Genomic DNA, 21,294 nt, shown 5'->3' on the forward strand with positions numbered 1-21,294 from the left:
GGCCGGGTCATGACACCTCCGAACATCGCCCTCACGGGCCTGGGACTGATCACCGGCGCCGGTGACGACGTGGAGAAGAGCTGGTCGTCGATCGCGGCCGGCACCACGGGCATCCGCACCAACACCCTCTTCGACACCTCCGAACTGCTGACCGACTGGGCGGGCATGGCCACCGCCGAGCAGCCCGCCGACCTGGACCGCTGCTACGCCCTCGCGGCCACCGCGATCCGCGAGGCCCTGCACGGCAGCGGCCTCGACCTCGACACCGTGGACCGCGACCGGGTGGCCGTCGTGGTCGGCTCCAGCCTCGGCGCCATGCCGACGCTGGAGGCCACCCACCGCACCCTCGTGCTGGAGGGCCGGCTGGACACCGCGCAGGCGGTCGCCTCACAACTGCCCTGCGTGGGCGACTACATCGCGGCGGAGTTCGACCTGCGCGGTCCCCGCGTGGTCCTTTCCAACGCCTGCGCGGCCAGCGCCGTCGCCCTCGGCTACGCCGCCGAGCTGCTGTGGAAGGGCGACGTCGACTACGTCGTGTGCGGTGGCGTCGACCCGCTGGCGGAGCTGTCCGCCTACGGCTTCAGCGCGCTCGGCGCGCTGGACTCCGAGCCGTGCTCGCCGTTGTCCGCCTCCACCGGGCTCACCCTCGGCGAGGGCGCCGGATTCATGGTCCTGGAGTCGGTGGAGCGGGCCGGCACCCGCGGCGCCCGGGTCCTCGCGGAGCTGGGCGGCTACGGACTGTCCTGCGACGGCCACCACCAGACCGCGCCCGACCCCAGCGGCAAGGGCGCCTGCTCCGCCATGGCCCAGGCGCTCGACACGGCGGGCCTCACCCCCGCCGACGTGGACTACCTCAACCTGCACGGCACCGGCACCCCGGCCAACGACGCCTCCGAACCCAAGGCGCTGAAGCTCCTGTTCGGCCTGGAGATCCCGGCGGCCAGCTCCACCAAGTCGATCCTCGGCCACACCCTCGGCGCGGCCGGCGCGGTCGAGGCGGTGGTGAGCACCCTGGCCATCGACCGGGGCACGCTGCCGCCGACCATCAACACCCGGGGCGTCGCCTCGCCGTACGGCCTGGACGTCATCCCGGACACCGGCCGCGAGGCGAGCCCGGAGGTGGTGCTGTCGAACTCCTTCGCGTTCGGCGGCAACAACGCCTCCGTCGTCATCAACCGGCCCGGCCGCACCGGCTCCAGGCCGCCGCGCCGGGAGACGGTCCACGAGGTCGTCGTCACCGGGGTCGCGGGCCTCGCCGGCACGGCGGGCGGCACCGAGGCGCTCGCCGAGGCGTTCGCCGAGGGGCGGCCCTGCTTCGACACCTTCGAGGAGGTCCCGGGCATCGGCACCGTGCCGGTCGGCCGGGCCGACATCAAGGCCGCGTCGCGCGGTACGAACCCCAGCCGGGCCCGCCGCATGGACCCGCTGAGCCTGCTCGCCGCGTCGGCCGTGGGCGACCTGTACGCCCGCCACGGGAAGCCCTCGCGGGCCGTGGCGGAGTCCACCGGCGTCGTCTTCGCCACCGGGTACGGGCCGGTGACCTCGGTCCTGCGGTTCCACGAGGGCGTGGTGCGCTCGGGCATCACCGGTGCCAACCCGTCCCTGTTCGCCAACACCGTCGTCAACGCCGCCGCGGGCCACGTCGCGATGCTGCACCGCTTCCGGGGCTACACCGCGACGATCGCCAACGGCGGCACCAGCTCCGTGCTCGCGCTCCAGCTCGCCGCCCGGGTCATCGCCCGCGGCGCCGCCGAGCGGATCATGGTCGTGGTCGCCGACGAGTTCCCCGAGCAGGCCCTCGCCACCCAGGCGGCGCTGCCCGGCTACGCCCGGACCGCGCGCATCGTGCCCGGCGGGCGCACCGGCACCGTCCTCAGCGAGGGGGCCGCCGCGATCCTGCTGGAGAGCCGGGAGGCGGCCCGGGACCGGGGCGCCGACGTCCTGGCGCGGGTCCGCGGCTTCGGCGCCAGCGGTGAACCGGCCGGCATCGGCCGCATCGCCAGGGACGGCGCGGCCTGGGGGCGTTCGCTGCGCTCCGCGCTCGCCGAGGCGGACCTCGGCCCGGAGGGGATCGGCACGGTCGTCTCGGCCGCGTCCGGCCACCCCCTGGTCGACCTGGCCCAGCGGGCGGCCCTGCGCCACACCGGGCTCGACGGCCGGCCGGTCCTGGCTCCCAAGGCGCTGCTCGGCGAGACCTACGGCAGCGCCGGCGCCCTCGGTCTGGTCGCCGCCCTCACCGGCGCCGGCACCCCCGGCCCGGTGCTGCTGTCGAGCTTCGCGTACGGCGGCAGCTACGCGGCGGCCGTCCTCGACCCGGAGGCGTGATGGGCTCCCTGATGGGGCTGCTCATCGACGCGGGACTGACCGGGTACACGCTGGCGCCCGACGCGCCGGCGGAGCCGGGGGAGGCGGTGGACGTCCTGGTCACCCGGCACCGCGGACTGCCCCGCGACCGGATGGGGCAGCGGCTGTCCGCCTCGGGCCGCTCCCTGATCATCCGGGCGCTCCACTCGACGTACGGCGTCCGGATCACCGCCGAGGGGCTGGCCCGGGACGGGCTCAAGCGCTGGTCGGTGCCGGAGCTGGGCCTGTCCGCGTCGGTGGCGCACGTCGGCGCGTACAGCGCGGTGGCCTTCGCGCCGGCCGGCCGGGTGATCGGCGTGGACCTCCAGGACGAGCGGGACCGGCCGCACGCCCTGCGCTGGCTCGGTGACCTGCTCGGGCTGGCGGAGCCGGCCACCATCCGGGACTTCGCCGAGTGCGAGGCGCTGATCAAAGCCTCGCACCTGACGAAGGAGACCTTCGCCGGCACCCGGCTGCCGCCGTGGCAGCCGGGCTGGCGGCCCACCGGCACCGACGGCTACGAGGTGCGTTCCGTCGTCCTGAGTGCCGAGGGCGAACCGCCCCTGCACCTCGCCCTCGTCTGCGACGCACCGGCCCCGGTGCGCTTCCACCACTTGGAGGAGGAATGACCCTCACCGCCACGCGGCCGTACGCCCGCCGCATCTCCCCGATCGAGCGCGGCTACCTCAACGCCGCCGCGACCGGCACCCCGCAGCTCATCCAGATGGTGATCGAGGGCGAGGGCCCGCTCGACACGGCCGCGCTGCGGCGGGCCGTGCGCGCGGCGACCGAGGCGAGTCCCGGGCTCGCGGTACGCCGCCGGGGCGCGCTGTGGCGCGCCGACGGCACCGTCCCCGAGGTCGTGGAGCTGCCCGCCGGCACCGGCCTCGACCACGCGTTCTTCCACCGCGACCTGTCGGTGGTCACCGGACCCGTCTGCGAACTGGGCGTGATCCGGGACGCGGGGGCCACCCGGCTGATCGTCCGGGCCAGCCACATCGTCACCGACGGGCGCGGTCTGCGGCAGTGGATCGCGGATGTCTTCCGGGTCCTGCGCGCCGAGGACCCGGTGGGCTGCCCGGACACGATGGACGACGCGTACTTCCGCGAGGCGGCGGGCGACGTCCGCCCGGCCCCCGAGGCCACCCGGCTCACCGGACTGCCCCCGATGATCGGGGACGGGCCCGCGAGCGAGCGGCCCCTGTGGCTGCGGCGCCGGGTGCCCGCCGCCCCGTCCGGGGTCACCGCACGCGCCGCGGCCGCGCTCTCCCGTCACCTCACCACCGACACCGGCCGCCTGATCGTCCCGGTGGACCTGCGCCGCCACGACACCTCGACGCGCTCCACCGCCAATCTGACCTCCCGGCTCGTCCTCGACCTGCGCCGCGACGACAGCTGGAAGCGCGTCCACTCCACGCTGGTCCGTGCGCTGATCGCCAAGACCGAGGTCGCCGTGCTCGACAGTGACTTCCTGCGCGACAACCCGTTCGCCAACAACCTGAGCGAGGCCCGCGCCTTCGACGGCAACAGCTTCCCCTGCACGGCGATCATCTCCGACCACGGCGAGGTCGACCCCCTGGCGTACTCGGCACCCGGCTTCCGCGCCACCTCCTTCTCCACGCTGCCGATGCTGGTCCCGTACGCGGAGATGTTCCTGAGCGCCTGTCGCGTGGGCGACAGCACGGAGCTGACCCTGGCCTGCCGCGAGCGTCCGGGTGCCCGGGAGAAGGCCGGGACGCTCCTGGACGACATCGCCGGGGCCCTTACGCCCTCACCCGGGCGTTAGCTCCGGCTGAACCCGGCACCCGCGGGCGACCCGCCCGGGCACCGTCGCACCGCCCCCGCCCGACCCCAAGTCCGATCCACCACACACCCGAAGGACGACCCCGTATGTCCCTGGACCAGAGAACCGAGCCCCCGGCGCCGGCGGCGGACCCGACCCCCGTGGCGGAGGCCGCGTCCGCGGCGGGCCCGACCCTCCCGGAAGACCGTTCCGAGGCGACGGACGCCCGTCCGCAGGAGCCGGCACCCGAGGCACCCGCCGCCGGCACGGACTCCGCCGAGGACTCCTCGGCGGACCGGGGACCGGAGGCCGGCCGTGACGCCGCGGCCGCGGCGGCCACCCGCACCGCGATCATCACGATCGCCGTGGCGGTGGGCGGAGCCTTCATCGCCCAGCTCGACACCACCATCGTCAACGTGTCGCTGGCCGACACCTCGGCCCGCTTCGGCGCCATCACCCAGGTGCAGTGGGTCGTCACCGCCTATCTGCTGGCCCTGGTCGCCCTGATGCCGGCCGCCGGCTGGCTGGCCTCCCGCTTCGGCACCCGCCGCACCTTCATCGCCTCCGTCGCCGTGTTCGGGATCGGCTCGGCGGCCTGCGCCCTCAGCACGACCCTCGCCGAACTGATCGCCGCGCGCGCCCTGTCCGGCGCCGCCGCCGGCGTGCTCGTCCCGGTCGCCACCATGCTGCTCACCAGCGGCATGCCACGTGAACGCCTCGGCCAGGTGCAGGCGCTGAACGGCAGCGTCATGCTGATCAGCCCCCTGCTCGGCCCCACCGTCGGCGGCCTCCTGGTCAACGCCTGGGGCTGGTGGGCGGTCTACGCCGTCAACATCCCGCTGTGCGCGGTGCTGTTGGTGGTCGCGGTGCGCCGCGTCCGCAAGGACGCCCCGGCAGCCGAGGCCGGCTCCCGCCGCCCGCTCGACGTACTGGGCCTGCTGACCGCCGCCGCCTGCACGGTCGGCGTCGTGCTCGCCGTGCACGCCTTCTCCCGGACGGGCCTGTCGGTCCACCCCGCCTCGCTCGTCCCGCTGGTGGTCGCGGTGGCCAGCGGCATCGTCTTCGTACGCCACCAGCTGCGCGCCGAAGCACCGCTGCTGGATCTGCGGCTGTTCACGCACCGCGTCTACCGCACGGCCGCGATCAACATCTTCTGCCTCGGCTTCGTCCTCTTCTCCCCGATGATGCTGATCCCGCTGTACTTCGAGTCGGCGCGCGGCGAGAGCGCCGTCACCACCGGACTGCTGATGTCGGCGGGCGGCACCGGCGTCGTCATCGCGGGCCTCGCCTGCCGTCCGATCATGAAGAAGATCGGCGGCGGCACCACCGTCGTGATCGGGATCGTCCTCACCATGCTGGCCACCGTTCCGCTGACCGCCCTGTCGTCCAGTACGTCGTACGCGCTGCTGTGCGCGGCCATCGCGGTACGGGGCCTGGGCACGGGCCTGACGATCGTGCCGGCCATGACCCGCGCCTTCGAGTCGGTCGAGCCGCGCTCCATCCCGGACGCCTCCGCGCAGCTCAACCTGGTCCAGCGGATCGGCGGCACCTTCGCCCTGGCGGTGGTCACGGTCGTCCTGGACCGGGCCGCGCAGTCCCACCACGGGCTCGTACCGGCCGCGTTCGCCGACTCCTTCGGCCTGCTCCTCGCCGTGTACGCGCTCACCCTCGCCCCGGCCGTGGCGCTGCTGATCGCCGACCGCCGGGAGAAGGCCGCCCGGGCCGCCGAGGCTCAGTAACGGCGGGACGGGAGCGTCCGGTTGACCGCGTCCAGCCGGGAGGTGGCCCCGAGCTTGTCGAAGATGTTCCGCAGATGGCGCTTGACCGTGCCCTCGGTGATGCCCAGCCGGCTGCCGATCTGCCGGTTGCTCAGCCCCTGGGCGACCAGCTCCATCAGTTCCTGCTCGCGGAGGGTGAGCGTGTCCGCGGGGGCCGGGCCCCGCTCGGGCCCCGCGGCGCTCTGCTTGCGCGGCAGGAACATGGTCGTGCCGCCCGACATGGCGCTGCGGATCGCGGAGACCAGGACCTCCCGGTCGGCCTCCTTGTGCAGGTAGCCCACGGCCCCGGCGGACAGCAGCGAGTCGATGAGCTGGCGGTTGTCGTGCATCGTCAGGATGATGACCCGCGCGTCGGGCGCCGCCTGGCGGATGCCCCGCAGATTGGCGAGCGGCCCGGGGCCCGGCATCTCCACGTCGAGCAGCACCAGGTCCGGCCGGTGCAGGCCCGCCATCCGCACACCGCTGGGCCCGTCGTCGGCCTGTGCGACCACCGTCAGCCCCTCGTACATCTCCAGGAGTTCGCACAGTGCCTCGCGCAGCAGCCGGTGGTCGTCCACGGCCAGCACCCGGATGTCCCCGGCGGCGGCGTCCGCTCCCGTGTTCATCGGGAGGCCGCCCCGACGCCGTCCAGCGGGATGCGCAGCTGGACGCGCGTCCCCTGGCCGGGCTCGCTGATCAGGTCCAGCGTCCCGCCGAGGGCCGTCACCCGCTGCCGCATGGCGGTCAGGCCGGTGCCGTCACCGTCGCGCGGGTACGGCAGCCCGACCCCGTCGTCGGTGACGGTGGCGTGCGCGGCGTCGGGGAAGAGGCTGACGAGGATGTCGATGCGGTCGGCCTTGGCGTGCGCGAAGGCGTTGCGCAGGGCTTCGCGCACCACGAGGAAGAGTTCCTGGCGGGTCTGCTCGGGCAGCCAGGACTCGTCGCCGTCGATCCGGGAGACGACTTCGGCCGGCCGGTCGGAGGCGGCGGCGCTGTAGGCGTCGATCTCCTCCTTCAGCCCGTCGTGCAGCTCGTTGACGCGCAGTCCGCTGACCATCGTGCGGGTGAAGCTGAACACGTCACGCAGTGCCTGCCGGGCGTCCTGGAGCCGGTCGCGGGTGGAGGTGACCCCCTTCGCCTGTTCCATGATGTACAGGTCGAGGCAGCGCAGGGCCAGGCCGATGCTGCTGCCGATGTGGTCGTGCAGATCGCGGGCGAGCTGGTGGCGGCGGGCGGTGCTGGCCTGGCCGACGTCCCGCAGGGTCACCGACTCGTAGCCGATGGCGGCGGCGCTGACCCGCGCGAAGATGCCCTTGTGCAGCATCCGTACGGCGGTCAGGAACCGGGAGAGCGCGATTTCGGGGGGCAGTTGGGCGGCGGCCTCGGTCATCGTCTCGACCGCCACGTCGAACAGCACACGGGCCGCGTGCACCGAGTCGATCGGCGAGACCTTCTCGGAGGAACGCTGCACACCGAGGGCCATCGAGGTGAGCTCGGCCTCCGCGGCGACCTGTACGGGGGTGCCGTGCAGGGTGGCGATGCACTCGCCGAGGATCTGGCGGGCCTGTTTCTCGCAGGAGACCCACAGCTCCGGACGCAGGACCAGGGGATTGGTGGCTTTCCGCAGCCCCTCGGCGTAACGGACGACGGAGGCGTCGATCAGACGGGACCGCTCGGTTGCCGGGTCGGCGGAGAGTTCCACGGTGCGCCCCCTCGATATGGGGAGTCAGCAGGGCCAGGACGGCCCGACTCCCCCGATTCACCCGTCCGGCGAGATCATACTAATGAGCCGCTTACCGGAAGGCGAGTCCGAAGAGGTGCCGAGCGGATCAGGTGAGCACGACGGCACCCAGCGCGGACAGATGGACGACGTACTGGGTGGCCATCCAACTCCGGTACGGGGCACGCATTCCGCCGTCCGTGATCCGGGGCGACAGACAGCGGCCCGCCACGCACAGGGCGCCCACGGCGAAGGCACCGGCGGCCACGTCGAGCGGCAGTTCGTGCACCCACAGCGCGCCGGCCGTGAGGACCAGGGTCAACGCCACACCGGAGACGGCGCAGAAGCGCCGGGCGCTGCGCTCGCCGCGGACGACGGCGAGGGTGCGCCGGCCGGCGAGCGCGTCCCCCCGGGTGCTGCCCAGGTCCTTGGCGACGGCCGCGATCAGCCCCACGCCGAGCGAGAGCACCAGGGCGAAGACGACGGCCTCGGCGCTGAGCGCGCTGCCGGAGGACGCGACGCCGGCGAGATAGGTGGTCCCGGCGGCGGCGCAGGTGACCGCGGAGGCCGACCAGGAACGGCACTTGGCGGCGATCCACGGCGCGGAGTACGCGTAACCCAGGACGAGGAAGACGGCCGCGGCCTCGGCCACCCGCCACCCCGCCGCGCAGCCGAGAAGCAGTCCGGCCAGCGCGGTCACCACCACGGTCCGCCGGGCCGCCGCCTCGCTCAGCATGCCGCTCGCCAGTGGTCTCCGGGACCCGTTGGCCCGGTCCTCGCACAGGTCGCTCACCCCGTTGAAGACGTAGACGCTCACCGTCGCCGCCCACCAGGCGGCGGCGCCGATCAACAGGTGGCGCGCGTCGGGGCGCTGGTGCGCGGCGGACGCCGTCAGCAGCGCGCCCGTGACGAACCGCAGCACGAACATCACCTGCACCAGCGGGCGGGCCTCCCGCAGGCACAGCCGCAGGGTGCGGGCCGTCGACCGGAGGGAGGACCACGAGACGTCGAAGACGCCGGAACCGTAGGCGGACGAGGGGGCGAGGTGAGGCGTAAGGGCCTGTGTCATGTGGGGAACCTAAGGCGGGAATTCGCTGTTCCGGCGTGTGTCTTACGAGGTACGCCGTGTGCCTTGGGGAGTACTCACGTTGAATGCGGCGGACCCCCGCGCCTAGCGTCATCGGAGTCGTAATCACGCTGCACGATGGGGAATGTCAGGGGGGACGGGAAATGGATTTCCTGGTTCTGGGACCGGTGGAAGTGCGTGAGTCGGGGGTGCCGGTACGGCTCCGCGGAATGCGCCGCCGCCGACTTCTGGCCCTTCTGCTGCTGCACGCCGGGCACGCGGTGTCCATGGACGCCCTGGTGGACGAGCTGTGGCAGGATCCGCCCGCCTCCGCCCGCCATCAGGTGCACAACGCGATACGTGATCTGCGCGCCGCCCTGACCGGCTCCCAGGGCGCCGGGCTCATCACGGTGGATGTCGGCTACCGCCTGGACGTGCCCGCCGAGGCGGTGGACGCGCACCGCTTCACCGAAGGGGTACGCGCCGCCCGCGCCGCCCGCCGGGAGGGCCGGGAGACCGAGGCGATCCGGCTGCTCCAGGCGGCGGTCGACCTGTGGCGGGGGGACGCGTTCGCCGACATCGACTGCCCGGCGGTGACCGCGGCCGCGGCCGGCCTGGACGAGCAACGGCTCACCGCGGTCGAGGAGCTGATGGAGCTTCGGCTCGCGGCCGGCGAGACCGGCTCCCTGGTCGCCGAACTGTCCGCGCTCACCAGCGGGCACCCCTTGCGTGACGCCCTGCGCGGCAGCCTGATGCTCGCGCTGTACCGGAGCGGCCGGCAGGCCGACGCGCTCGCCGTCTACGACGAGGGCCGCCGGCTGCTCGCGGACGAACTGGGCCTGGAACCCGGTCCGCGGCTGCGCCGCCTCCAGACCGAGATCCTCGCGGACGCCCCCCAGGTGCAGCGCCGTACGCCCGCGCCCGTCCGGCCCGTCCCCGTCCGCCCGGGCCGGGACAACTACCTGCCCCGCGACCTGCCCGACTTCACCGGCCGCGCCGACGAGCTGGCCTGGCTCGACCGGGCCGTCGACGGACCGGGCGGCGGCTCCCCCCGTACGGTCGTGATCGACGGCATGGGCGGCATCGGCAAGACGGCGCTCGCCGTCCACTTCGCGCACCGGCGCACCGCGGACCACCCCGACGGCCAGTTCTACGTGGATCTGCACGGCTTCAGCCCGGTGCGCGCGCCCCTCACCCCCGAGCAGGCGCTGGGCGTGCTGCTGCGTTCCGACGGCGTCGTGCCCGACACCCTCCCGGCGGGGCTGGCGGAGCGCAGCGCGATCTGGCGCTCCCGCCTCGCGGGCCGCAGCGCCCTGCTCGTCCTCGACAACGTGGCGGACGCGGCCCAGGTGGCCCCGCTCCTGCCCGGCGCGGGCGACTCCCTCGCCCTGATCACCACCCGGCGCAAGCTGACCGCGACGGACGGCGCCCTCTCACTGCCCCTGGGCGCGCTGGCCCCGGCGGAGGCGGAGACCCTGTTCCGCCGGATCGCGGGGGACGCCTGCGCGGGCTCGCCCCTGACCGGGACGGTCGCCCTGTGCGGCCACCACCCGCTGGCCCTGCGCATCGCGGCGACCCGGCTGCGCGACCGCCCGTCGTGGACCGTGCCGGACGTGACGGCCCGCCTGTCCACGAGCGCCGGCCGCACCGCGTTCCTGCGCACCGCGGACCGCGACCTGATGTCCGTCCTGGCCCTCTCCTACGCCCACCTGCCCCACGAGGCCCTGGAGTTCATCCGGACCCTCGCGCACCATCCGGCCGCTGTCCACGACATCGCCCGCACCTGCACCACCACCGGCCTCGCCCCCGCGGCCGTGGAGTACCTCTTCGACACCCTCCTCGACCACAACCTGGCCGACGAACCGACCCCGTCCCACCTGGCGATCCCCCTGCTCCTCCAGGACTGCGCCCACACCACCGCACCCCCGGCCCGCGACACCACCCCCCACCTGACGGCGGTGGCCTGACCGCCCACAACGGAGAAGGGCCCCACCGCGAACGGTGGGGCCCTTCAACGTATTGCCCGGTGAGAGCAATGGCGGAGGATACGAGATTCGAACTCGTGAGGGGTTGCCCCCAACACGCTTTCCAAGCGTGCGCCCTAGGCCACTAGGCGAATCCTCCGCCGCAAACAATACAAGACGTTGAGGAGTGCTCGCGAACGCGTTCCCCGGGGAGGGGTCGGGGAGGTGGCCGAGGTGGACTTGTGGGGGTGGGGATCGGCTAAGGTGGGCGTCAGCCCCTCACGTGGCGCTATCTGACTGAACTCCCCCAGGGCCGGAAGGCAGCAAGGGTAGGTCGGCTCTGGCGGGTGCGTGGGGGGCCCTTGCGTTTCCGGGTGGTGCGGGTCACGGTCGGGACCGGTTGTCAGCGCGCCCCGATAACCTCGTAGGTGTGTCGTCCCTTGCGCTGTACCGCCGCTACCGCCCCGAGTCGTTCGCCGAGGTCATCGGTCAGGAGCATGTCACTGACCCGCTCCAGCAGGCCCTGCGGAACAACCGGGTCAATCACGCGTACCTGTTCAGCGGCCCGCGGGGCTGCGGCAAGACGACGAGTGCGCGCATCCTGGCCCGCTGTCTGAACTGCGAGCAGGGGCCCACGCCCACGCCCTGCGGGGAGTGCCAGTCCTGCCAGGACCTGGCGCGCAACGGGCCGGGGTCCATCGATGTGATCGAGATCGACGCCGCTTCCCACGGTGGTGTGGACGACGCCCGTGATCTGCGCGAGAAGGCGTTCTTCGGGCCGGCGTCCAGTCGTTACAAGATCTACATCATCGACGAGGCGCACATGGTGACGTCGGCGGGGTTCAACGCCCTGCTGAAGGTGGTGGAGGAGCCGCCGGAGCACCTGAAGTTCATCTTCGCGACCACGGAGCCCGAGAAGGTCATCGGGACGATCCGGTCGCGTACGCATCACTACCCGTTCCGCCTCGTGCCCCCCGGGACCCTGCGCGACTACCTCGCCGAGGTCTGCGGCCGGGAGAACAGCCACGTGGACGACGGCGTCCTGCCGCTCGTGGTGCGCGCCGGGGCCGGGTCCGTGCGTGACTCGATGTCCGTCATGGACCAGCTGCTCGCCGGCGCGGGCGACGAGGGTGTGACGTACGCCATGGCGACGGCACTGCTCGGTTATACGGACGGCTCGCTGCTCGACTCGATCGTGGACGCCTTCGCGGCGGGCGACGGGGCCGCGGCCTTCGAGGTCGTGGACCGGGTCATCGAGGGCGGCAACGACCCGCGCAGGTTCGTCGCCGACCTGCTGGAGCGGCTGCGTGACCTGGTGATCCTGGCCGCCGTGCCGGACGCCGGGGAGAAGGGCCTGATCGACGCCCCCGCCGACGTCGTGGAGCGCATGCAGGCCCAGGCATCCGTGTTCGGGGCCGCCGAGCTGAGCCGCGCCGCCGACCTGGTCAACGAAGGGCTTACGGAGATGCGCGGCGCCACCTCGCCACGCCTCCAGGTCGAGCTCATCTGCGCCCGGGTCCTGCTGCCCGCCGCCTTTGACGACGAGCGCTCCATGCAGGCCCGGCTGGACCGGCTGGAGCGGGGCGCCTCCTTCGCCACCACCGGCCCCGGCCCCGCCATGGGGTACGTGCCCGGCCCCGAGGCCCTCGCCCACGCACCGGTCCCGCCCGCCTCCCAGCCGGACGCCGGTCCCGCAGCCGCCCGCGCCGCCGCCCGGGGGGACGCGCAGCCCCCGGCCCCGGTCGCCCCCCAGACCCCGCCGCCCCCCGCCCCCGTACAGACCCCGCCGCCCGCAGAGGCGCCCGCCACCGGGCAGCGGCCCGGCGCCTGGCCCGCCGCCGCTCCCGCCGCGTCCGCCGCGCCCGCCCCGGACCAGGGGCGCCGGCCCGGCGGCTGGCCCACCGCCGCCGCACCCGGCCGGACCCCGGCCCCGGCACAGGCCCCCGCCCCGGCCCCGGCTCCGCAGAGCGCCCCCGCCGCGCCCCAGACCGCTCCGGGCATGGCGCAGGGCGCGGGCCAGGTGCGCAACATGTGGCCCGACATCCTGGAGGCGGTGAAGAACCGCCGACGTTTCACGTGGATCCTTCTCAGCCAGAACGCCCAGGTGACCGGATTCGACGGCAGCACGCTGCAAATCGGCTTCCTCAACGCGGGTGCGCGGGACAACTTCACGAGCAGCGGCAGCGAGGACGTGCTGCGGCAGGCGCTGGCGGAGCAGTTCAACGCCCAGTGGAAGATCGAGGCGATCGTCGACCCGTCGGGCGGCGCCGGACAGCCCCAGCAGCCCCCGCCAGGCGGCGCCCAGCGCCCGTACAGCCCGCCACCCGCGGCGCCGCGCCCCGCCGCCGCGCCGGCCCCGCAGCCGTACGAGCGACCCGCCGCCCCCGCGCCCGCCCCGGCCCAGGCCCCCGCGCCGCAGCAGCCGGGCTCCGGCTCCCCGTCCGGCCCGCCGCCCGCCGCCTACGCGCCCCCCGAGGCGCCGAAGCCGGTCGCCCCCGAGGACGACATCCCGGAGGCCGACGACCCCGACCTGGTCGACTCCGCCCTCTCCGGCCACGAGCTGATCGTCCGCGAGCTGGGCGCCACGGTGGTCGAGGAGTTCAACAACGAGTGAGGACGGGCCGCCCCTGTCCACGGACCGGCGGCCGTCGAGGGCGTGGCGCCCCGGCGGCTAGGCTGCACCCCGTGAAGGTCCTCGTCATCGGCGGCGGCGCCCGCGAACACGCCCTGTGCCGCTCTCTGTCCCTCGACCCCGACGTCACCGATCTGTACTGCGCCCCCGGCAACGCCGGCATCGCAGAGGTGGCCGAACTGCACCCGGTCGACGCCCTCGACGGCGCCGCCGTCGCGCGCCTCGCCGCCGAGCTGGGCGCCGGGCTGGTGGTCGTCGGCCCGGAGGCGCCGCTCGTCGCCGGGGTCGCCGACGCGGTGCGCGCCGCCGGCATCCCGTGCTTCGGCCCGTCCGGTGCCGCCGCGCGGCTGGAGGGCTCGAAGGCGTTCGCCAAGGACGTCATGGCCGGGGCCGGCGTGCCCACCGCCCGCAGCTATGTGTGCACCACGCCCGCCGAGATCGACAGCGCCCTCGACGCGTTCGGCGCCCCGTACGTGGTCAAGGACGACGGTCTCGCCGCGGGCAAGGGCGTCGTCGTGACCGAGGACGTCGCGGTGGCCCGCGCCCACGCGCTGGCCTGCGACCGGGTGGTCATCGAGGAGTTCCTCGACGGCCCCGAGGTGAGCCTCTTCGCGATCACCGACGGCACCACCGTGCTGCCGCTCCAGCCCGCCCAGGACTTCAAGCGCGCGCTCGACGGCGACGAGGGCCCGAACACCGGCGGCATGGGCGCGTACTCCCCGCTGCCGTGGGCCGACCCCAAGCTGGTCGACGAGGTCATGGAATCGGTGCTCCAGCCGACCGTGGACGAGCTGCGCAGGCGCGGTACGCCCTTCTCGGGGCTGCTGTACGCGGGCCTCGCGATCACCTCGCGCGGTGTGCGGGTCATCGAGTTCAACGCCCGGTTCGGCGACCCGGAGACCCAGGTCGTCCTGGCGCGCCTGCGGACGCCGCTGGCCGGTGTGCTGCTCGGCTCCGCCAACGGCACCCTGGACCAGCTGCCGCCCCTGGCGTGGCGCGACGAGGCGGCCGTCACCGTGGTCATCGCCTCGCACAACTACCCGGGCACCCCCCGCACGGGTGACCCGATCGAGGGCCTGGACGAGGTCGCGGCGCAGGACGCCCCGCACGCGTACGTGCTGCACGCCGGCACCAGGCGCGACGGCGACACGGTCGTCAGCGCGGGCGGCCGCGTGCTGTCCGTGACGGCGACGGCCGACGACCTCGCGGGCGCCCGCGAGCGCGCCTACGCGGCGGCGGCGCGGATCCGGCTCGATGGTTCCCAGCTGCGTACGGACATCGCGAAGAAGGCTGCGGAGGACGCGGCGGAGGACGCGGCGGCCGCCGGAGCCTGAACCGGACGCGCGACGGGCCCCGGCCCGTACCCCGCTGACCCCTCACACCTCAACACCTTTGACCAAAGCCATTCCATCGAGTGACGGCTAAGCCATCCGGATGACGCCCGCCGCACCCCCAACTAGGGTGCGGCGCAAGCGTTCCGGCACTTGGCCCACCGGCATTGCGATGTCAGTGGCGGGTGCCACAGTGGGGGAGTGAGCAACACCGCCGTGGGGGCAGAGGGGGTGAGGTCCAGCCGTGTCCGGTACCGGTACGGGTGAGGAGCCGGGTGCGCGGGCAGCGCGGGCCCGGGCGCTCGTCCTGCTGCGCATCCGCGGCAGGGCGACCGCGGTCGCGCTGCTGCCCGCCGCACTGGCCGTGGTGCTGTTCGCCGCGGGCGCGCGGGGATTCGCGGACGGCGGCGGCTGGGACGCGGCGCGCTGGGCCGTGGCCGTCTGCGCGTTCGTGGTCCTGCTGATCGCGGGCGCCGTCGCGCTCGCGGTCGTACGGGCGAAGCCGGCGGTCAGTCCGACCGTCCCGCTCAGCGAGGCGGCGGCGCCCGATCTCTACCGCCTGGTCCGCGAGCTCGCGGACCGGCTCGACGTGCCCGTGCCCTCGGCCATAGCGCTCACTCCCGACTGCGACAGCTGGCTGGAGGACCGTGCGCATCCGGCGGCCGGCGGCTCCGCCCGGCGGGCCGGGGCGGCCCCCGTGCTGGTCATCGGCTCACCGTTCCTGTGGTGGATGCGGGTCGCCGAGCTGCGCGCCCTGCTCGCCCCGGTCGTGGCGGGCACCAGCGCGTCCGCCCAGCCCGACATAGCCGCCGCCCGGCGCTTCGTCCGGGGCCTGGACGGAGCGGTCGCCGATGCCGCGGCGCCCGCCCGGGGGCCGGTGCGCCGGGCCCTGCGGCTGCCGCGCCGCTTCGTCGGGCGGATCGCCCGGCTGCTGCTGCGCAGCTGTCGCGGTCATGCCGCGGAGATGGAGCGGGGGGTCGCCGCCGCCGCGTCCTCGCGCGCCCGGGAGGTGGACTACGGGCTGCGGATCGCCGCCCAGGAGCAGGTGGGCCTCGCCTACGCCGGCTGGGACCGGCTGCTGACCCGGGTCGCGCTGCCCGCCTGGCGGATGGGCCGCTGGCCCGCGCGGCTGGACGCGGGCGTCGTCGCCGCGCTCACCGAGCTGTCCCGCCGCGACCGGCTGGCCGAGGGGTACGCCTCCCGGCTCGGCGAGCGGCCCGCCTGCGACCTCCTGGAGGCGCCGGGAGCGGCCGACGAGGCGGCGTCCCTGCTGGCGGCCCGGCTGTTCCACGGCGGGCCCGCCGAGACCGGCCCCGACTGGTCCCCGGTGGACTGGCAGCAGTATCCGGACGAGGTGGTCGACCGGAAGTGGCGCTCGGAGGCGGCCCGGCTGCACCGGGTCCTGGACGCCATGGGTGTTCCGCCCGCCGCCGCCGTCGGCGGGGTGCCCACGCTGGACCGTGTGGTCGAGCACCTGGCGGCGGGCGAGTCCGGTGGCGAGGAGCTGGCGGCCGGGATCAGCGCTGCCGTGGCCCGCGAGGAGGCGGAGGCGGAGGACGAGGCGCGGAGACGGGCGAAGGCCACAGCCCCGGGGGCCCTGTCCGCCCCCGGCACCAGCCCCGGCCCCGCCGCCGGTGACGACCTGCTCGCCCTCTGGGGCCCCGACCCGCTCCCGCTGCTCCCGCTCCAGCCGCCCCGTACCGGCACCGAACTGCTCGCCGATCACGTCGCGGCCATGGTCTGCTGCGCCGCGGTGGACACGGCGGGTGCGGCGCCCGGACTCGACTGGCTCGACGGGCCCGCGCTGCTGGTCGACGGCGAGCGCCGCGCGGACCTCGGCAGCCCCGTGCTCAGCCTGATCGAGGACGGGGACGCCGGACCGCTGCGGTCCTGGCTGGCCTCGGTCGGCGTACGCACCGACAAGCCCGTCCGTCTCGTCTGAAACGGACCCCCGCCGGCATGGAACCCGACGGACGGGATGGCCGAGAACCACCGCATAACCGGAGCGATAGCTTCCGTTAACGTCAATTCACGACGAACGGTGACGGAGTGCGTGCGTTATGTGATGTGCTGGGGAACGGCGCTGACTGACGGCGCACCACTGTTGATCCGGGGGCCTGAGGGAGGGGGAGCGTGATGGGGGCTGAACAGATCCGTCGGTGGGAATCGGGTGCCCTGGCGCATGCCGTGACCGACCCTTTCGGCCAGGGGCCGCTGCCCTGGCTGCGCGGCAGCGAGAACTACTTCGACGACACCGGCCAGGTCGTGCCCTGGTACGCGGACCCCACGCTGTCCGGCGGCGGCACCCGCACCGCCGACGATGTGCGCCGGCAGATCAAGGGCTTCACCTCCACGGGCGCCGCGGCCCCCGGTGAGGCGATCGACTTCCACATCACGGTGGACCCGCCGCAGCAGTTCTCCGTGGACGTCTACCGGATCGGCCACTACGGGGGCGACGGCGCCTCGAAGATCACCACGAGCCCCCGGCTCTCGGGCATCGTCCAGCCGGCCCCGCTCACCGCCGACCGCACGGTCTCCTGCCACCACTGGTGGCTGTCCTGGCGGCTCCAGATCCCCAGCTACTGGTCGCTCGGGGCGTATGTCGCCGTGCTCACCACGCTCGACGGCCACCGCTCGCACATCCCGTTCACGATCCGCGACAACCACCCGGCGGACCTGCTGCTCGTCCTCCCGGACGTCACCTGGCAGGCGTACAACCTCTATCCGGAGGACGGCCGGACCGGCGCCAGCCTCTACCACGCCTGGGACGAGGAGGGCCGGCTGCTCGGCGAGGAGGACGCGGCGGTCACCGTCTCCTTCGACCGCCCCTACGCGGGCGCGGGCCTCCCGCTGCACGTCGGACACGCGTACGACTTCATCCGCTGGGCCGAGCGCTACGGCTACGACCTCGCCTATGCCGACACCCGCGACCTGCACGCGGGCCGGGTCGACCCCACCCGCTACCGGGGCCTGGTCTTCCCCGGCCACGACGAGTACTGGTCGGTGCCGATGCGCCGGGCCGCCGAGCGCGCCCGCGAGCACGGCACCTCCCTGGTCCATCTCTCCGCCAACACCATGTACTGGCAGGTCAGCCTGGGGCCTTCGGCATCCGGGGTGCCGGACCGGCTGCTCACCTGCCGCAAGCGCCGGGGGCCGGGCAAGCCCGCGCTCTGGCGCGAGATCGACCGCCCGGAGCAGCAGTTGCTCGGCATCCAGTACGCGGGCCGGGTCCCCGAACCCCACCCCCTGGTCGTGCGGAACGCGGAGCACTGGCTGTGGGACGCGACGGGTGCCGGCGAGGGCGACGAGATCGCGGGCCTGGTGGCGGGCGAGGCCGACCGCTACTTCCCGCGCACCACGCTGCCCGAACACGACAACCGCATCCTGCTCGCCCACTCCCCGTACCAGGACAGCGAGGGCGCGATGCGGCACCAGGAGACCTCGCTGTACCGGGCCCCCTCCGGCGCGCTGGTCTTCGCCTCGGGCACCTTCGCCTGGTCCCCGGCCCTGGACCGCCCCGGCCATGTGGACCCACGCATCCAGAAGGCCACCGCCAATCTCCTCGACCGGATCTGCAAGCGCGCCTGACCGGACGGCACCCCTCCGCAGCCGGCCGTTCCCGGATACGGGACAATCGGAACGGTTCTTGGAACAACGTACGCGGAGGCAGCGTGTCCGGATTCGTAGAAAAGCCTGAGCCGGTGCAGGTGCCGGGGCTCACCCACCTGCACACCGGCAAGGTGCGCGACCTGTACCGGAACGAGGCCGGTGACCTCGTGATGGTCGCCAGCGACCGGATGTCCGCGTACGACTGGGTGCTGCCGACCGAGATCCCGGACAAGGGCCGCGTCCTGACCCGTCTCTCGATGTGGTGGTTCGACCAGCTCGCCGACCTCGTGCCGAACCACGTCCTGTCGACCGAGGTGCCCGCCGGGGCCCCCGCCGACTGGGAGGGCCGCACGATGATCTGCAAGTCGCTGCGGATGGTCCCGGTCGAGTGCGTCGCCCGCGGCTACCTGACGGGCTCCGGCCTGCTTGAGTACGACGCCTCGCGCACCGTCTGCGGCATCGGGCTGCCCGACGGCCTGGTCGACGGCTCCGAGCTCCCGGGCGCGATCTTCACCCCCGCCACCAAGGCCGCCGTCGGTGACCACGACGAGAACGTGAGTTACGAGGAGGTGGCCCGCCAGGTCGGCACGGAGACCGCGGCCGCGCTGCGCCGGACCACCCTGGACGTCTACGGCCGGGCCCGCGACATCGCCCGCGAGCGCGGCATCATCCTCGCGGACACGAAGTTCGAGTTCGGCTACGCGCCCACCGCCGACGGCGGCGAGGAACTGATCATCGCCGACGAGGTCCTGACCCCGGACTCCTCCCGCTTCTGGCCGTCCGCCTCCTGGGAGCCGGGCCACGCCCAGCCGTCGTACGACAAGCAGTTCGTCCGCGACTGGCTGACCTCCCCCGCCTCCGGCTGGGACCGCAGGAGCGAGCAGCCTCCGCCGCCGCTGCCCCAGGAGATCGTGGACGCGACCCGCGCCAAGTACATCGAGGCGTACGAACTGCTCACCGGCACGTCCTGGTAGGAGCGCCGCACGAAGAAGCCCCCGGCCGAAAGGCCGGGGGCTTCTTTTCCTCTGAGCGGACGACCAGGTTCGAACTGGCGACCTCAACCTTGGCAAGGTTGCGCTCTACCAACTGAGCTACGTCCGCAAGCGCCGAAGCGCGAGACCCACTATACCCATCCCCGCTCGCGTGCGAGACGCACGGCCGCGTGACGGTTCTCCGCACCCAGCTTCGAGGCGGCCGCCGAGAGGTAGTTCCGTACGGTCCCCTGCGAGAGCGAGGCCCGCTCGGCGATCTCCGAGACCGGCGCCCCGTCGACCGCGAGCTCCAGCACCTCGGTCTCGCGCACGGTCAGCGGGGAGTCCCCGGCGGCGATGGCGTCGGCCGCCAACTCCGGGTCCACATAACGGTTTCCCGCCTGCACGGTACGGATGATGCCGGCCAGCTGGCGGGCGCTCACGGTCTTGGGCACGAAGCCCCGCACCCCCGCCGCGAGGGCCCGCTTGAGATGGCCGGGCCGGCCGTGGCTGGTCACGATCATGGTGCGGCAGTCCGGCAGCTCGGCCCGCAGCGATGTGGCCACGCTCACACCGTCGGCCCCGGGCATCTCCAGGTCGAGCACCGCGACATCCGGGCGGTGGGCCCGGGCCATGGCAAGAGCCTCCGGACCCGTCGCCGCCTCCGCGACCACCACCAGGTCCTCCTCCAGCGCGAGGAGGGCGGCCAGCGCGCCCCGGATCAGATGCTCGTCATCGGCGAGCAGCACCCGTACCGCGGTCATCGTCATTCCTCCACGAGGCCGGATCGCGACCTCACCATCACACCCGGGGCCACCATGGCCGCGGGACGCAGGACCAGGGGCGCGCGGCGGGGCTGCGGGACCTCCGCCAGCGGGATCGTCGCCGTCAGCCGGAACAGGCCGCCCCTGGCCGGGCCCGCCTCCAGCGATCCGTCCAGCGCGGCGAGCCGTTCACGGAGGCCGGCCAGCCCGGAGCCCGGCCCGTCGGAGCCCGGCTCGTCCGCGGCGGGCGAGGGCGCCGTCCCGGCGGCCGGTGCGCCGTCGTTCTCCACCTGGAGCGCCACGGAGCCGGCAGTGATCCCGACCCGGATCACGCAGTGGCGCGGGTCGCCGTGGCGCAGCACGTTGGTGGCCGCCTCCCGGACGACCCAGCCGAGCGCCGACTGCACGGGCGCGGGCAGCTGCTCGCCGCTGTCGCCGGTCACCGTGCACTCGATGCCCGCCGCGCTCAACACGCCCTGCGCCCCGGCCAGTTCCGTGCTCAGGTCCGCCTCGCGGTAGCCGCGCACCACATCGCGTACCTCCTGCTGCGAGGCGCGCGCTATCCGCTGCACCTCGATCATCTGGTCCACCGCCTCCGGCCTGCCGCGCTGGGCGAGCTCCACCGCCAGCTCGCTCTTGAGCGCGATCACCGCGAGGTTGCGGCCCAGCACATCATGCATGTCCCGCCCGAACCGCAGCCGTTCCTCCGCCACGGCGAGCCTGGCCTGTATGCCCCGGGCCTGCTCGGTCTGCCACATGACGCTCATGCTCCAGGCGCTGGGCCGGACCGAGATCAGGACCAGCACACAGCCGAAGAGGCTGCACGGCACCACCCCGGCCAGGGTGCCGCCCTGGACGCCGGCCACCGCGAGGGCGCCGGTGATCAGGGCGGTGAGGCAGAGGGACTCGACCAGGAAGCGCCGGACCGGGACCAGCAGCACCCGGGTGATCACGAGGGCCATCGGCGTGTTCAACGTCATGAGCAGCAGCCCCGAGCTTTTGACGCCATCCACCCCGGCCAGGGCCGCCAGGAGCCCGACGGCCACGACCAGAAGGCCGATGGGGGCCAGCAGGCGCCGCTCCGGGAAGACAGAGATGCCCAAGTAGTGCTCGTAGGAAGGGTGCAGGTTGCGGTTGCTCAGCAGGCACTGCGCGAGGCTCACCAGGAGCAGCGCCAGGCCGAGGGTCAGCGGAAGCGGTTCATGGCGGATGTCGTGGTCGAAGGGCGTCCCCTGCCAGGCCAGGGTGAAGAGCCAGGGGATGCAGGAGATGGTGAACCGCGAGTACAGGTCGATCCGCTCCATCTTGCTGCGCTCCTGCCAGCTGCGGTGCCATCCCCGTACGCCCATCACGG

Annotated in this window: 15 protein-coding genes, 2 tRNA genes and 1 other RNA gene; 11 read left to right on the forward strand and 7 right to left on the reverse strand. The window is 73.9% G+C overall.

From position 1 onward, the window contains the following. Window positions 1–9: 9 nt before the first annotated feature. The 4 genes from OG338_RS15345 (at window position 10) to OG338_RS15360 (ending at window position 5,865) form a co-directional block, all read left to right on the forward strand. Complete coding sequence (locus tag OG338_RS15345) at window positions 10–2,325, forward strand: beta-ketoacyl synthase N-terminal-like domain-containing protein (protein ID WP_405937865.1); 2,316 nt, start codon at window positions 10–12, stop codon at window positions 2,323–2,325. After that, window positions 2,325–2,972 (forward strand): hypothetical protein, encoded by a 648-nt coding sequence (locus OG338_RS15350; protein WP_405937866.1) that lies wholly within the window; start codon window positions 2,325–2,327, stop codon window positions 2,970–2,972. The genes OG338_RS15345 and OG338_RS15350 overlap by 1 nt, the downstream gene beginning before the upstream one ends. Continuing rightward, window positions 2,969–4,129, forward strand: a complete 1,161-nt coding sequence (locus tag OG338_RS15355) for a hypothetical protein (RefSeq protein ID WP_405937867.1) — start codon at window positions 2,969–2,971, stop codon at window positions 4,127–4,129. Before OG338_RS15350 ends, OG338_RS15355 begins: the two co-directional genes overlap by 4 nt. Window positions 4,130–4,233: 104 nt before the next feature. Further along, window positions 4,234–5,865 (forward strand): DHA2 family efflux MFS transporter permease subunit, encoded by a 1,632-nt coding sequence (locus OG338_RS15360; RefSeq protein ID WP_405937868.1) that lies wholly within the window; start codon window positions 4,234–4,236, stop codon window positions 5,863–5,865. Here the strand turns inward: OG338_RS15360 and OG338_RS15365 are convergent. The 3 genes from OG338_RS15365 to OG338_RS15375 form a co-directional block, all read right to left on the reverse strand. Further along, complete coding sequence (locus tag OG338_RS15365; protein WP_405937869.1) at window positions 5,859–6,509, reverse strand: response regulator; 651 nt, start codon at window positions 6,507–6,509, stop codon at window positions 5,859–5,861. The two genes, OG338_RS15360 and OG338_RS15365, sit on opposite strands and share 7 nt — an antisense overlap. After that, entirely contained in the window at window positions 6,506–7,585 is a 1,080-nt protein-coding gene (locus OG338_RS15370) for a sensor histidine kinase (RefSeq protein ID WP_405937870.1), read from the reverse strand. The genes OG338_RS15365 and OG338_RS15370 overlap by 4 nt, the downstream gene beginning before the upstream one ends. A gap of 127 nt (window positions 7,586–7,712) precedes the next feature. Beyond that, a complete protein-coding gene (locus OG338_RS15375; protein WP_405937871.1) occupies window positions 7,713–8,672 on the reverse strand; it encodes a UbiA prenyltransferase family protein in 960 nt (319 codons plus the stop codon). 227 nt (window positions 8,673–8,899) lie between these two features. On the opposite strand from OG338_RS15375, the gene OG338_RS15380 reads away from it, so the two are divergent. After that, complete coding sequence (locus OG338_RS15380; RefSeq protein ID WP_405937872.1) at window positions 8,900–10,636, forward strand: BTAD domain-containing putative transcriptional regulator; 1,737 nt, start codon at window positions 8,900–8,902, stop codon at window positions 10,634–10,636. 69 nt (window positions 10,637–10,705) lie between these two features. Here OG338_RS15380 and OG338_RS15385 read toward each other — a convergent pair. After that, a tRNA-Ser gene (locus OG338_RS15385) sits at window positions 10,706–10,793 on the reverse strand. Between the two features lie 110 nt (window positions 10,794–10,903). Here OG338_RS15385 and ffs point away from each other — a divergent pair. The 6 genes from ffs (at window position 10,904) to OG338_RS15415 (ending at window position 19,179) form a co-directional block, all read left to right on the forward strand. Beyond that, an RNA gene (gene ffs / locus OG338_RS15390) (signal recognition particle sRNA small type) lies at window positions 10,904–11,000 on the forward strand. Between the two features lie 63 nt (window positions 11,001–11,063). Then, window positions 11,064–13,247 (forward strand): DNA polymerase III subunit gamma and tau, encoded by a 2,184-nt coding sequence (locus OG338_RS15395; protein WP_405937873.1) that lies wholly within the window; start codon window positions 11,064–11,066, stop codon window positions 13,245–13,247. Window positions 13,248–13,318: 71 nt separating this feature from the next. Beyond that, the gene (gene purD / locus OG338_RS15400) at window positions 13,319–14,599 is read left to right on the forward strand and encodes a phosphoribosylamine--glycine ligase (RefSeq protein WP_405937874.1); all 1,281 of its coding nucleotides are present in this window, start codon (window positions 13,319–13,321) and stop codon (window positions 14,597–14,599) included. A gap of 241 nt (window positions 14,600–14,840) precedes the next feature. Then, a complete protein-coding gene (locus OG338_RS15405; RefSeq protein WP_405937875.1) occupies window positions 14,841–16,538 on the forward strand; it encodes a hypothetical protein in 1,698 nt (565 codons plus the stop codon). 194 nt (window positions 16,539–16,732) lie between these two features. Further along, window positions 16,733–18,184 (forward strand): N,N-dimethylformamidase beta subunit family domain-containing protein, encoded by a 1,452-nt coding sequence (locus OG338_RS15410; RefSeq protein WP_405937876.1) that lies wholly within the window; start codon window positions 16,733–16,735, stop codon window positions 18,182–18,184. A gap of 83 nt (window positions 18,185–18,267) precedes the next feature. Next, entirely contained in the window at window positions 18,268–19,179 is a 912-nt protein-coding gene (locus OG338_RS15415; RefSeq protein WP_405937877.1) for a phosphoribosylaminoimidazolesuccinocarboxamide synthase, read from the forward strand. Window positions 19,180–19,233: 54 nt separating this feature from the next. Here the strand turns inward: OG338_RS15415 and OG338_RS15420 are convergent. The 3 genes from OG338_RS15420 to OG338_RS15430 all read right to left on the reverse strand — a co-directional run bounded on the left by OG338_RS15420 (window position 19,234) and on the right by OG338_RS15430 (window position 21,289). Further along, window positions 19,234–19,306 (reverse strand) — tRNA-Gly (locus OG338_RS15420). 22 nt (window positions 19,307–19,328) lie between these two features. Continuing rightward, window positions 19,329–19,940 (reverse strand): response regulator transcription factor, encoded by a 612-nt coding sequence (locus tag OG338_RS15425; RefSeq protein WP_018101743.1) that lies wholly within the window; start codon window positions 19,938–19,940, stop codon window positions 19,329–19,331. Between the two features lie 2 nt (window positions 19,941–19,942). Next, window positions 19,943–21,289 carry a sensor histidine kinase gene (locus tag OG338_RS15430; RefSeq protein WP_405937878.1) on the reverse strand — a complete coding sequence of 449 codons (1,347 nt, stop codon included), beginning with the start codon at window positions 21,287–21,289 and terminating at the stop codon, window positions 19,943–19,945. Window positions 21,290–21,294: the final 5 nt, after the last annotated feature.

It is taken from the genome of Streptomyces sp. NBC_00726 (assembly GCF_045161735.1).
Taxonomy (GTDB): Bacteria; Actinomycetota; Actinomycetes; order Streptomycetales; family Streptomycetaceae; genus Streptomyces.